Annotated in this window: 1 protein-coding gene; it reads right to left on the bottom strand. The window is 66.1% G+C overall.

The genetic code is table 11. The features are described from left to right. Positions 1 to 14,741, bottom strand: a 14,741-nt coding sequence (locus M5B96_RS31260; RefSeq protein WP_412548674.1) for an amino acid adenylation domain-containing protein, incomplete at its 3' end; no start/stop codon positions are given. Between the last annotated feature and the right edge of the window lie 98 nt (positions 14,742 to 14,839).

The following is a 14,839-nucleotide window of genomic DNA, read 5'->3' as shown; positions in this document are numbered from 1 at the left end:
AGCACCTGCGGATTCCGGACGGATTCGTCCTGCCAGGTGTCTTGGTCGAGATTGATAACGGGCACCGAAACGCCCGCCAACAGACTCTGGGTAGCCGCTTGCGCCAAGACCGCCGCCGGAGCACTGTCCTGCAGCATGTAGGCAATCCGCTCCGCCGGGTAAGCCGGGTCCAGCGGCACATAACCGCCACCGGCCTTGAGAATCGCCAGCAGACCAACGACCATCTCGGTCCCGCGCTCAACACAGATCCCCACCCGCGAATCCGGCTGCACACCCTGCTTGCGCAAGGCATGGGCCAGACGGTTGGCCTGCTCGTTCAGTTCGCGATAGCTCAGGCGCTTCCCGTCATGCACCACCGCCAGGGCGTCCGGCGTGCGCTGCACCTGAGCCTCGAACATCCCATGGATGGTCTGCTGCCGCGGATAATCCAGCACCGTGTCATTAAGCCCGAACAACAACTGTTCACGCTCGGCGGCCGGCAGGATCGACAAGCTGTCGAGCGCCGTGGCCGGTGCTTGCTCGAGGGCACCGAGCAGATTTTCCAGCGCCGCCTGCATATAACCGCAGACACGCCCGGCCCCCACCGTACCAGTGACCAGCACCGTCAGTTTGAAACCGTCGCCCAGGTCGTCGACGTTCAAGGTCAACGGGTAGTTGGTGCGCTCCTCGCCACTGAGCACCTCGATGCCGCGCCAAGCCTCGAGAGCCTCGCCCGACTGTTCTGTCGCGGCACTGTGCCGGTAGTTGAGCAGCGCGCTGAACAGCGGCAGCGGCGCGGCCACGCCACTGCAACGCTGGGCCAGCACCAACGGCGCATGCTCGTGGCCGAGCAGCGCGGTAAGCCGGGCATGCGTCGCCCGGACCCCGTCCCGCGCGCCCTGCTCGCCCAGGTCGACCCGCAGCGGCAGGGTATTGATAAACATCCCCAACGCCCGGTCGGCACCCTCGCCGCCCTGCATCCGGCCCATCAGCACGGTACCGAACACCACCGTGCGCTTGCTCGAAACCTTGCCCAATACCTGGGCCCAGGCCAGGTGTACCAGGCTGGCGACGCTCACCCCCAACTGACGGGCCCGGGCCCGCAGGCGCAGGTCCAGCCGGCTGTCCAGCGCCAGGCTGCCTTCCTCGATATCGCGACCATCGCCCTGCACATCCAGCAGGCCGAACGGCAGGGTCGGTTCATCGATATCGCCGAGCATCTCGCGGAAGAACCCTTCATGGGCCTCGCGACTCACGCCCAGGCGGGCCTGGGCCACATAGTTGCGATACGGCACGGCGGCGCCGAGCTGGCCGGCCAGGCCGAGCAGGTGCGCCTGCATATCCTGGCGCACCACGTCCATCGCGGTATGGTCCAGGGCCATATGGTGGAACAACAGCATCGCCACCCAGCGCTGGTTCGGCAGGTCCTCGGCAAAGACCAGGCGCATCAGCGGGGCCTGGGTCAAGTCCAGGCGCGAGTGGCGGGCGTCGAAACGCTCATGCAATTGTTCGGCGATCGCGCCCTCGGCCGGGTCGAGCTCGACCTGTTCCAGATACAACCGGGCCTGGCGCCAGACCACCTGCATCGGTGTCTCCAGGCCCTGCCAGAGCACCGCGGTGCGCAGGATGTCATGGCGATCGATAACGCTCTGCAGGGCGTCGATAAAGGCACTCAGGCGCTCGCGACTGACCATCTCGAACAGGGTCTGCAAAACATACGGGTCGCCCTGCTCGGCCGCCAGGTGGTGATAGAGAATGCCCTCCTGCAACGGCGCCAGCGGGTAGATATCCTGCACATTGCTCACGCCACCCGGCACGCTGGCGACAATACGATCGATAGCCGCCTGGTCGAGATCGGCCAGCGGCAGCAGCTCCGGGGTGATCCGGGTGCAACCGGCCTGGATGGCATTGGCCGGGACCTTGATTTCATTGCCGCCACCGACGGCAGCCGCCAGCGCGGCCAGGGTCGGCTGGCCGAACAGCACACGCACGTCGGCGCTCAAGCCGGCCTGGCGCATGCGCTCGATCAGGCTTACGGCCAACAGCGAGTGCCCGCCCAGTTCGAAGAAGTGATCGTGACGCCCGATCCGCTCGACCTTGAGCACCTCGGCCCAGATCGCCGCCAGGGTGGTTTCGACCGGGCCTTCGGGTGCCGCGTAGCCACGGCTGACCAGTGCCTGCGCATCCGGTGCCGGCAGGGCCTTGCGGTCGAGCTTGCCGTTCGCGGTCAGCGGCAGCGCGTCGAGACGTACATAGGCCGCGGGCACCATGTAGTCCGGCAAGCGCGCCTGCAGATGACTGCGCAGGCTTTCGATATCCAGCCCCTGCTGCGGCTCGCGCAGGATGAAATAGGCCACCAGGCGCTTCTCAGCGGCGTCCTGCCGGGCCAGCAGCACCGCCTCCTGGACCGCTGGGTGCGTGACCAGGGCGGCCTCGATCTCACCTAGCTCGATACGGAAACCACGGATCTTCACCTGACCGTCATTACGCCCGAGGTATTCCAGGTTACCGTCCGCTTTCCAGCGACCGAGGTCACCGGTGCGGTACAGCAGCGCACCTTCCTGGTCGCTGAACGGATCGGCGACAAACTGCGTGGCAGTCAATTCCGGGCGGTTCAAATACCCCTTGGCCACGCCCTGCCCGCCGATATACAGCTCGCCGGGCACGCCTACCGCCACCGGTTGCCGGCAAGCATCGAGCACGTAGACCTGGCTATTGCCGATCGGTCGACCAATGGGAATTGCGCCGTTGGCCGCCGAAGTGATCGCGTAGGTCGCGGAAAAGGTCGTGGCTTCGGTCGGGCCGTAGCCGTTGAGCAGATGTTGCGGCGCGCCTTGCGCCAGGACCCGGGCGATGACCGTCGGGTCCAGCACATCGCCGCCGACGATCAGGTAGCGCAAGCGGGCGAAGACCTCCATCAGGCCGTCGGCGTATTGATGGAACAGGCCGGCGGTCAGCCACAGCACGCTGACCGATTGCGCCAGCAGCAGCGCCCGGAACTCTTCCTGGGAGAGCAATACCGAGTGCTCGACCACCACCACGCAACCGCCATTGAGCAACGGCGCCCAGACATCCAGGGTGCTGGCGTCGAACGCCGGGTTGGAGGCAAAGGCCACGCGATCCCGCGCGTTGAAATCGGCATAACCGTTGTCGATCACCAGGCGGCTGACAGCCCGGTGCGGTACCAGCACACCCTTGGGCGTACCCGTGGAACCGGAGGTGTACATGATATAGGCCACCGACTCGGCGGTTGCCGGGCGATCCGGATTGGCCGCCGGCTCCACGCTGACAGAGCGGCTATCGAGGTCGAGACGTCGAACGCCCGGCTCCAGGGTTTCGGCGCTGTAGGTCAGCACCCGCACGGCCTGGCTGTCCTGCACCATGAACGCCAGGCGTTCGCGCGGTGCATTGATGTCCAGCGGTACGTAGACCGCCGCGCACTTGAGCACTGCCAGTTGGCTGACCACCAAGTCGATGGAGCGCGGCAACAACAGCGCCACGCTATCCCCAGGCTGTACGCCGAGTTCCAGCAGTTCCGCCGCCAGGCGGTTGGCCTGCCGGTTCAACTCGCGGTAGCTCAGGCTCGTCGCATCCTGCGATACCGCCGCAGCGTCGGGAGTCCGCTGTACCTGGGCTTCGAACAACCCGTGCACCGTAGCGTGCCGGGGCGAGCCGGTGGCCGTGGCGTTGAAGCCCACGAGCAACTGCTCGCGCTCCGCCGGCGGCAGGATCGACAGGCTGTCCAGGGTCGCCGCAGGCTTCTGCTCCAACGCCTCGACCAATTGCGCCACGGCCGCCTGCATATAGCCACACAGGCGTTGCGCACCGACCTCGGCCGTGACCAGTACCGACAGTTTGAAGCCATCGCCGAGGTCATCGACGTTCAGGGTCAGCGGATAGTTGGTGCGCTCCTCGGCGCCGAAAGCCTCGATGCCGCTCCAGGCCGCTTCATGTTCGGCCGTAGGGGCAGCCACCACACTGTGCCGGTAGTTGAGCAGCGCGCTGAACAACGGCGCCGGTGCGGCCACGCCGCTGCAACGCTGGGCCAGCACCAACGGCGCATGTTCATGCCCGAGCAGCGCGGTCAGTTGGCCGTGGGTCGCCTTGAGCCCGGCGAGCACCGTCTGCGCGCCGACATCGACGCACAACGGCAAGGTATTGATAAACATGCCCAGGGCCCGGTCAGCGCCCTCGCCGGCCTGCAAGCGGCCCAGCAGGACCGTGCCGAACACCACCTGCTCGCGGCCCGAGACGCTGCCCAGTACCCGCGCCCAGGCCAGGTGCATCAGGCTCGCGGCACTGACCCCGGCCTGCCGGGCCTGGGCCCGCAGACGCAGGTTCAGCTCGGGCGCCAGGCTCAGGCCGGCTTCTTCGATCTCACGTCCGCCGTCCTGCACATCCTGCAGGCCGAACGGCAGGGTCGGCTCGTCGATGTCGCCGAGCAGCCCACGGAAAAACGCCTCGTGCTGCGCCTGGCTGACACCCAGGCGCGCCTGGGCCACATAGTTGCGATACGGCATCGCTGCGCCCAGGGTATGGGCCTCGCCGAGCAGATGCGCCTGGATTTCATGCTGGACCACGTCCAGCGCGGTGTGGTCGAGGGCCATGTGATGGAACAGCAGCATCGCCAGCCAACGATCATTGGCGGCGTCCTCGGTAAAGACAATGCGGATCAACGGCGCCTGGCGCACATCGAGACGGTAGTGGCGCGGATCGAAGCGCTGGTGCAACTGCTCGGCCAGCGGACCGGCCGCCGGATCGAGGAGCAACTCAGTGACTTCCAGTTCGGCCCGACGCAACACCACCTGCAACGGCTCGTCCAGCCCTTCCCAGAGCACAGCGGTGCGGAGGATGTCGTGACGGTCGATGACGCCTTGCAAGGCGCCGCTGAAATCGTCCAGCCGTGCGCGATCGCGCAGGCCGAACAGCGCTTGCAGGACATAGGGATCGCCCTGCTCGGCGCTGATATGGTGATAGAGGATGCCCGCCTGCAACGGTGCCAGCGGATAGATATCCTGCACGTTCGCCGCGCCGCCCGGTACACTGGCCAGCACCTGGTCGATCTGCGCCTGGGTCAGCTTGATCAGCGGCAGCAGGTCCGGGGTGAGGTGTTCGCAGTGCTCGGCAATCAGGTTGGCCGGCACCACGATTTCCGTGCCGCCGCCCACCGCCGCCGCCAGCGCGGCCAGGGTCGGCTGGCCGAACAGCACGCGCACATCGGCGCTCAGGCCGACCTGGCGCATGCGCTCGATCAGGCTGACCGCCAGCAGCGAGTGACCGCCCAGTTCAAAGAAGTGGTCATGACGCCCGACCCGCTCGACCTTGAGCACATCGGCCCAGATCGCTGCCAGCAGGGTTTCCACTTCACCCTGGGGGGCCTGGTAATCGCCATGGGCCAGGGCGTCCGACTCCGGCAGCGGCAGCGCCTTGCGGTCGACCTTGCCGTTCAGGGTCAGCGGCAATACGTCCAGTTGCACGTAGGCGCTGGGCACCATGTACTCCGGCAACAGGTCTTGCAGGTAGCTGCGCAGCGCTTCCACAGTGGCCGGTTCGCCGGTCGCGGTGATATAGGCCACCAGGCGCTTGTCGCCGGGAACGTCCTCGCGGGCCAGCACGATGCATTCACGTACCTGCGGATGGGTGCCCAGGCGTGCCTCGATCTCCCCGAGCTCGATGCGGAAACCACGAATCTTCACTTGGTCATCGTTACGTCCCAGGCATTCCAGCTGGCCATCGACCGACCAGCGGCCGAGGTCGCCGGTGCGATAGAGCAAGGCACCCGGCTCGTTGCTGAACGGGTCGGCGATAAACTTCTCGGCGGTCAGGTCGGCACGGTTGAGGTAACCCTGGGCCACGCCCTTGCCACCGATGCAGATCTCACCGCTGACGCCCAGTGGCAACAGTTGCTGGCGGGCATCGAGCACATAGACCTGGGTATTGCCGATGGGACGGCCGATCGGCACGCTTTCGGCGTCCTCGGCCACCGCGGTCACGTGACAGGTAGTGGCGTAGGTGGTGGTTTCGGTCGGCCCGTAGCAATGCACCAGGCGCAGTTGCGGCGCCAGCGCCAGCAGGCGGCGGAACGACGCCGGGTCGCTGCGCTCGCCACCGCAGAGGAGGATCCGCAAGCCCTTGATCGCCTCCGGGATGAGTTGCACATACTGGTTGAACACCGCCGTGGTGACAAACAGCACCGTGGCCTTAGCGCTGATCAGCACCTCGCCGAAGCGCGCCGGTTCGAGCAGCGTTTCATGGTCCACCACCAGCACCTGGCCGCCATTGAGCAAGGCGCCCCAGACATCCATGGTGCTGGCGTCGAACGCCGGGTTCGAAATGAAGGCGATGCGATCCTGGTCGTTGAAGTCGGCATAACCGTTGTTGATCACCAGGCGCGTAATGGCCCGGTGCGGCACCACCACGCCCTTGGGTACCCCGGTGGAACCGGAGGTGTACATGATGTAGGCCGGGCTTTCGCTCGATTGCGGTAATTGCCGGTTTTCCGTCGGCAAGGCCTCCAGCACCACGGCGTCGAGATCGACCCGGGCCGCCGGGCCGCTCGCCAGCGCAAAACCGCGTAGGCTCAGCAAGACCACGGCCTGGCTGTCTTCAAGCATGAATTGCTGGCGCTCCAGCGGCGCCTTGGTGTCCAGCGGGACATAGACCGCCGCGCACTTGAGAATCGCCAACTGGCTCACCAGCAGGTCCAGGGAGCGTTCCAGCAGGATCGCCACCCGTGCTCCCGGCTGTACGCCGAGCCCGAACAGATGGGCGGCCAACTGGTTGGCCCGCAGGTTCAACTGCGCATAGCTCAGGGCCCGGCCATGGTGCACCGCCGCCGTCGCGTGCGGCCGCAGGCGGACCTGGTCCTCGAACAGGCTGTGCACGGTCCGGGTCATCGGGTAGTCGGCCGCCGTGGCATTGAAGTCCTGCACCAATAGCCGACGTTCATCTTCCGGCAGCACCGCCAGGTCACGCACCGCCGAGTCCGGCGCGGACTCCAGGGCCTCGACCAGCTGGGTCAAGGCGGTCTGCATATAACCGCAGACCCGCTGGCCATCGACCCCGGCCGCGACCTGTACGCTCAGCAAGAAGCCTTGGCCCTGGTCGTCCACCGACAAGGTGCAGGGGTAGTTGGTCCGCTCGCGGACACCGAGTACCTGGGTGTCCGCCCAATAATCGCCGCCGCTGGCTTCGAGGGCCGGGCTGTGCCGGTAGTTGAGCAGCGCGCTGAACAGTGGCGACGAGGCCGCCACCGCGCTGCAACGCTGGGCCAGCACCAACGGCGCATGCTCGTGGCCAAGCAGTGCGGTCAGCCGGGCGTGGGTCTGGCGCACCGCCTGGCGTACCGCACAGGCACCGACGTCGACCCGCAACGGCAAGGTGTTGATGAACATCCCAAGGGCGCGATCGGCGCCCAGGCCGCTTTGCATGCGGCCCAGCAGCACGGTGCCGAAGACCACGTCGTCACGCCCGCTGGCGCTGCCCAGGACCCGGGCCCAGGCCAGGTGATGCAGGCTGGCGGCACTCACCCCCAGGTGCCGGGCCTGGGCGCGCAGGCGTTGGCAAAGATCAGCCGGAAGATCGTGGCGAACCTCCTTGACCCCCTGCCCGTCACCCTGCACTTGCAGCAGACCGAACGGCAGGGTCGGCTCATCGACATCGCCGAGCATCTCACGGAAAAACGCCTCATGCTGCTCGCGGCTCACCCCCAGGCGGGCCTGGCCGACATAGTTGCGGTACGGCATCGCCGCCGGCAGTTGCCCCGCCGTGCCATGCAGGTGGGCGAGCATTTCTTCGCTCATCACATCCAGGGCCGTGTGATCGAGGGCGATATGGTGGAATAACAGGATCGCGACCCAACGCTGGTTGGCCGAATCCTCGGCGAAGGCCAGGTGCATCAGCGGCGCCTGGCCGAGGTCCAGGCGGCACTCGCGAGGATCGAAACGGCGCTGCAACTGGCCGAGGATATCGCCCTCGGCCGGGTCCAGGGCGATCTGCTCAAGCGGCAGTTCGACATGGCGCAGGACCACTTGCTGCGGCTCCTCCAAACCTTGCCAGACCAGCGCCGTGCGCAGGATGTCATGGCGCTCGATCAACGCCTGCAAGGCTTCGGCGAAACCCCGCAGTTGCGCCAGGTCCTGCAGGGCGAAAGTCGCCTGCAACAGGTACGGATCGCCCTGTTCGGCGGCGATATGGTGATAGAGAATGCCTTCCTGCAACGGCGCCAGCGGGTAGATATCCTGCACATTGCCGGTGCCACCGGGCACGCCGGCGACAATCCGGTCGATACTGGCCTGGTCCAGGCGGGTCAGGGTCAGCATGTCCGGGGTGATGCGCTGGCAACCGGCGGGAATGCCGTTGGCCGGCACCACGATCTCGATCCCGCCGCCCACGGCCGCCGCCAGTGCCACCAGGGTCGGCTGGCCGAACAGCACGCGTACGTCGGCACTCAGACCGGCCTGGCGCATGCGCTCGATCAGCTTCACCGCCAGCAGCGAATGGCCGCCCAACTCGAAGAAATGATCCTGGCGACCGACCCGCTCCACCCCCAGCACTTCGCACCAGAGCGCGGCCAGGGTGGTCTCGGTGTCGCGGAGCGGCGCCTGGTAGTCACGGCTGACGAACGCGTCGACCGAAGGCACCGGCAACGCACGACGATCCAGTTTGCCGTTGGGCGAAACAGGGAGTTTTTCCAGGTGCACATAGGCCGCCGGAATCATGTAGTCGGGCAGCAGCGCCTGCAAATGCAGACGCATCTGCTCGGCTTCGGGCGCCACCTGCCCGGCCTGCAGGCTGAAATACGCCACCAGGCGTTTTTCCCCCGGGCGATCTTCGCGGGCCAGCACCGCCGTGTCCCGCAGGCCCGGGTACTGGCCGAGGCGCGCCTCGATCTCACCCAGTTCGATACGGAAGCCACGGATCTTGATCTGGTCGTCGTTGCGGCCCAGGTAGTCGATCTGGCCGTCGGCCTGCCAGCACCCCAGGTCGCCGGTCTTGTACAGCCGCGCGCCTTCGGTAGCGGCAAACGGATCGCGGATAAAGCGTTCGGCAGTCAACTCGGCGCGGTTCAGGTAGCCGCGAGCGACACAGGCACCGCCAATGTAGAGCTCCCCCGCCACCCCCACCGGCACCGGCCGCAATTGTTCGTCGAGCAGGTAGATGCGGGTATTGGCCACCGGCCAACCGATGCTGGGCAAGGTCGGCCAGGCCCGCGGATCGCCCCTCAGGGTCAGCGCCGTGACCACATGGGACTCGGTCGGGCCATAGTGGTTGTGCAAGCGCGCGTCGTCCAGGCGTTCGAAGAAACGCCGCATCGGCTCGGTGATCCGCAATTGCTCGCCGGCAGTGATCACGTCCTGCAGCGCGCATTCAGCTTGCCCGGCTTCGGCGCCCATGGCTTCGGCCAGGGCTTGCAGGGCAATGCACGGCATATACAGGCGTTCGATGCGCTGCTCGCGGATATGCTGGAACAGCCGGCGGAAATCCAGGCGGATATCGCCGTGGATCAACGACAGTTCGCCGCCGGCGCACAAGGTGCTGAAGACTTCCTGGAAGGCCACGTCGAAGCCCAGGGCGGCGAACTGCAAGGTCCGTTGTCCGGGCCGGCCGTGCTCGACGGTCTGGGCGATCTGCCAGTGCATCAGGTTGAGCAACGGCCCGTGGGGCATGGCCACGCCCTTGGGCTGGCCAGTGGAGCCCGAGGTGTAGATCAGGTACGCCAGGTGCTGCGCGGTCAGCCCCTTGATCCGCGGATTGTGCCGAGGCGCGGTGTCGATACCACTCTCGATCCGGGCTTCGGCTTCCAGCAGCAACACCGGCATGAGCGCCTGCGGGAAGCGTTCGCGCAGACCGCGCTGGGTCAGCAACACCTTGGGCGCACTGTCCTCCAGCATGTAGGCCAGGCGCTCGGCCGGGTATGACGGGTCCAGCGGCACATAACCGGCACCGGCCTTGAGAATGCCCAGCAGGCCGGCGATCATTTCCAGGCTGCGCTCCACACAGATCGCCACCCGGTCGTCGGCGCCGATACCCTCGGCGATCAGCCGATGGGCAATCTGGTTGGCCCACTGGTTCAGTTCGGCGTAACTCAGGTGCTGGCCTGCATAGGTGACCGCCACCGCCTCAGGCTGGGCCGCCGCGTGGGCCTCGAACAGTTGGTGCAGCAGCAAGTCCTGCGGATAGGCGTGATCGAAGGCGTTGAAACCCTCCAGCAACTGGCGACGCTCGCCCGCCGGTAACCAATCGAGGCTGTGCAAGGGTGCCTCGGGCCGCTGTTCCAGGGCCTCGGTCAGTTGTTCCAGCACCCTGTGCATATAGCCGGCGATCCGTTCGGCCCCGACCCCGGCCACGGCCTGGACGGTCAGGCCGAAGGACTCGCCGAGGTCGTCCACCGACAGCGACAGCGGATAGTTGGTCCGCTCCTCGCCGCCGAGCACCTCGACCCCGGCCCAGGTCCGGGCCTGGCCGGCGTCCTGCGGCGCCTGGGCGCCGACGGCGACATGTCGGTAGTTCATCAGGGCACTGAACAACGGCGTCGGTGCCGCCACCGCGCTGCAACCCTGGGCCAATGACAACGGCGCGTGTTCATGACCGAGCAATGCCGCGAGCCGCTCATGGGTCATTCGAACTGCCGCCTGGACACCCTGGTCCCCGGCGGCGACCCGCAATGGCAGGGTATTGATAAACATGCCCAGGGCCCGTTCGGCGCCCTGGCCACTGTGCAAACGGCCCATCAGCACGGTGCCGAAGACCACGTCGCGACGTCCGGACACCCGCGCCACCACCTGGCCCCAGGCCAGATGGTGCAGGCTGGCGTTGCTCACCCCGAGGCGCCGGGCCTGGGCCCGCAGGCGCTGGCCCAGGCCGGGGTCCACCGACAACTGCGCTTCCTCGACACCGCTGCCGTCGCCCTGCACATCCTGCAGGCCAAACGGCAAGGTCGGCTCGTCGACATCACCGAGCATCTCGCGGAAAAACGCCTCATGCTGCTCGCGGCTCACTCCCAGGCGGGCCTGGGCGACATGGTTGCGGTAAGGGACCGAAGCTTCCAACTCGGCACCACGGCCTCGGCTGAACGCCTCGATCTCCTGGCCCAGCAGGGCCAGCGAGGTGGCGTCATCGATCAGGTGATGGAACAACAACACCGCGACCCAGCCGCCGTTGTCGGCATCCTCGGCATAGTGCAGGCGCATCATCGGCGCCTGGCGCAGGTCCAGGCGGATCCGCCGTGGGTCGAAATGTTCCTGCAACTGGGTGGCCACATCACCCTGGTCCGGATGCGGCAAGAAAGCCTCGACCCGCAGCCGCGCCTCGCGCCAGACCACCTGCACCGGCTCGTCGAGTTCTTCCCAGGCCACGGCCGTGCGCAGGATATCGTGACGGTCGATCACCGCCTGCAGGGACTCGGTAAAATCCAGCAACTGTTCAAAGGTGTCGACCCGCAACAAGGCCCGCAACAGGTACGGATCGCCCTCGGCGCTCGACAGGTGGTGATAGAGGATGCCTTCCTGCAATGGCACCAGCGCGTAGATGTCCTGCACATTGCCGACACCGCCCGGCACAGTGGCCACCAGGTGATCGATCTGGGCCTGGGTCAAGCGCGCCAGGGGCAGCATGTCCGGGGTGATGTGCTGGCAGCCGGGCGGGATGGCATTGGCCGGCACGACAATCTCGCCGCCCTTGCCGCTGGCGGCGGCCAGCGCAGCCAGGGTCGGCTGGCCGAACAGCACGCGGACATCGGCGCTCAGACCGACCTGGCGCATCCGTTCGATCAGTTTCACCGCCAGCAGCGAATGCCCGCCCAGTTCGAAGAACTGATCGTGACGACCGACCTGCTCGACACCGAGCAACTCGGCCCACAGCCCGGCGAGGACAGTTTCCACCGGACCTTCGGGGGCTTGGTATTCACGCCGGGCATAAGCCTCGGCCGCCGGCACCGGGAGCGCCTTGCGGTCAAGCTTGCCGTTGGCCGTCAGCGGGAAGGCTTCCAGGCTGACATAGGCGCTCGGCAGCATGTACTCGGCCAGCGCCAGGCGTAGCTGGTCACGCAACTGTGCCGCGTCCAGTTCGACGCCGGTGCCGGCGATGACATAGGCCACCAGGCGCTTGTCGCCCGGTTCGTCCTCGCGCACCAGCACCACGGCGTCACGCACACCCTCGCAAGCGCCGAGCTGGGCTTCGATTTCGCCCAGTTCGATCCGGAAACCGCGAATCTTCACTTGCTCGTCGTTACGACCGAGGTATTCCAGGCTGCCGTCGGCCAACCAGCGACCGAGGTCGCCGGTGCGGTACATACGCGCACCCGGGGTGGAGACAAACGGATCGTCGAGGAAGCGCGAAGCGTTCAGTTCGTCGCGGTTGAGGTAACCCCGGGCCACGCCCGCGCCACCGACATACAACTCCCCCGCCACGCCGGGCGGCAGCGGAAAGCCATAGCCGTCGAGCAGGTACAGGCGCAGGTCGGGAATACGCTTGCCGATCGGGCTCACACCCACACGCTGGGCGTCTTCGGCCTGCAACGGGTAATAGGTCACATGCACCGTGGTCTCGGTGATACCGTACATGTTCACCAGTTGCGTGGAGTGGTTCAGTTCCCGGGCGTACCAGGGTTTGAGCAGCGCCGTGTCCAGCGCTTCACCGCCGAAAATCACCTGGCGCAACGAGTGCGGCTGACCGTTTTCACCCTGGGCGGCGATCAATTGGCGGAACGCGCTCGGGGTCTGGTTGAGTACCGTGACCCCGGCACCGCACAGCAGCGCGTAGCAATCCTCAGGTGAACGGCTGACCAGTTGCGGCACGATCAGCAAACGTCCGCCGTGTAGCAGCGCCCCCCAGATTTCCCAGACCGAGAAGTCGAAGGCGAACGAGTGAAACAGCGCCCAGACGTCCTTTTCATTGAAGCCGAACCAGGCTTCGGTGGCCGAGAACAACCGCGCGACGTTGCGATGCTCGACCATCACGCCCTTGGGCAGGCCAGTGGAACCGGAGGTGTAGATCACATAAGCCAGGTGCGTGGGGCTCACCGCGACCTGCGGATTGCGCACGGACTCGTCCCGCAGATCCCTATCGTCCAGGTTGATGACGGGCACCTGCACCACCGGCAAGGCTTGCTGTACCGAGTGCTGGCTGAGCAAGGCCAGCGGAGCGCTGTCGCCGAGGGTGTAGGCCAGGCGCTCGCGCGGGTAAGCCGGGTCCAGCGGCACATAACCGGCGCCGGACTTGAGGATCCCGAGCAGGCCGATGATCATTGCCGGACCACGTTCGACACAGATCGCGACCCGGTCATCCGGGCGTACACCGAGGGCCAGCAGGCGATGGGCAACCTGGTTGGCGCGGGCATTCAGCTCGCCGTAACTCAGGCTTTCATCCTGGTACACCAGAGCCACGGCCTCCGGCCGCTCTTCGGCGCGGGCTTCGAATTGCTGATGGATCGTGCGGTCTGCGGCGAAGTCTTGCGGGGCGGCATTCCACGCCTGCAACTGCGCGGTTTCACTGACGTTGAGCAGGGAGAATGCGCGAACCGGCAACTGTGCATTCGCCAACCCCTGGTCCAGCACATGCTGCAGGCGCTCGGCCATGGGCTCGATCTCGCCCGCCTGGAAATATGCCTCGTTGTAGATGTAGTGCAACCGGGATTCGTCATCGTAGGCGTTGGTCCGCAGATGGATCGCCAGCGGTGTCTGTTCGTGATTGTTCGAGCACTTCACCGCGCGCGCGCTCGCAGGCCCGAAGCGCAACAGAGAGTCGTGCTGTTCGTAGGAGAAGGTCAGGTCGAACAACTGCGTACGCTCGGTACGGCGCAACTCCAGCAGGCGGTTGAGATCGCTGACCGGAAAACGCTGGTTGCGGTAGTCCTGCTTGACCGCCCGAGTGATGCCATGGACCAGTTCGGCAAATGACAGATCGGCGCTGAACCGCAGGCGCACCGGACTGACCTGGGCAAACAGGCCCAGGGTCTTCTTGAAGCTGGCGTTGGCGCGGTTGAGGATCGGCAGGCCGATCACCAACTCATCGCGCTGCCGGGTCCGGGTGAAGTAGACGTACAGCACAGCCAGCAGGACGTGGAAACGCGAGGCCTGCAGTTGCCCGGCCAGATCGTCGATACGGTTCTCCAGCTCTCGGGCAAAACCACGGTCAAAATGACCGCTGCGGCTCGAACCTTCAGCCTGGGCCTGGCGGTAGCGCGGGAGCAGCAGGCGCTCGGGGATATCGCGGTACTTTTCCAGCCAATAGGCCTGGTCGCGGACAAAACGCGGCGACTGACGATAGATGCGGTCGTCTTCAATAAAATCGACATAGGACGGCGCCGACAGATCAGGCGCGCGCTGATCGTGCAGGGCGTTGTAAATCTGGCAGAGGGAAACAAAGAGCTCGTCGATGCCCCAACCGTCGAGCACGATATGATGGGCATGCACGACAAGGTAGAAGCGCTGCGCTTCGAGCTTGAGCAAATGCAGCCGAAACAGCGGGCCGGCATCGAGCTTGAAGGCCCGTTCGAGCTGACGCTGCATCCAGCTCGCGGCGGCCTGGCGCGGGTCCGCCTGCCCTTGCAGGTCCAGCGGTGCCACCCACACCGGCAGCGTCGCGGCGAAGGCCTGCAATGGCACGCCCTCCTCGTCACGCTCGTCGAGCAGGACCATGCGCAGGGCATCGTGCTTCTCGATCAACAGGTCCACGGCCTGCTGGAACACCTCGGGATCAAGGTGCCCTTCGATCTCCAGGTAGCCGCCAATGCTGTACAACGGCGAGTCGCCCTGGGTCATCTGGTCCAGCCAGATATTGCGTTGGGCGGCGGTCAGGGCAAGTGCCATACATTTTTTCTCGCAAAGGGACAGCCTCGCCACGACAAAAGGCGGCGACA

It is taken from the genome of Pseudomonas sp. MWU13-2105 (assembly GCF_023242315.1).
Lineage (GTDB): Bacteria > Pseudomonadota > Gammaproteobacteria > Pseudomonadales > Pseudomonadaceae > Aquipseudomonas.
The sequence above is the reverse complement of the archived record's forward strand: the minus strand, read 5'-3'. Positions and strand labels throughout refer to the sequence as shown.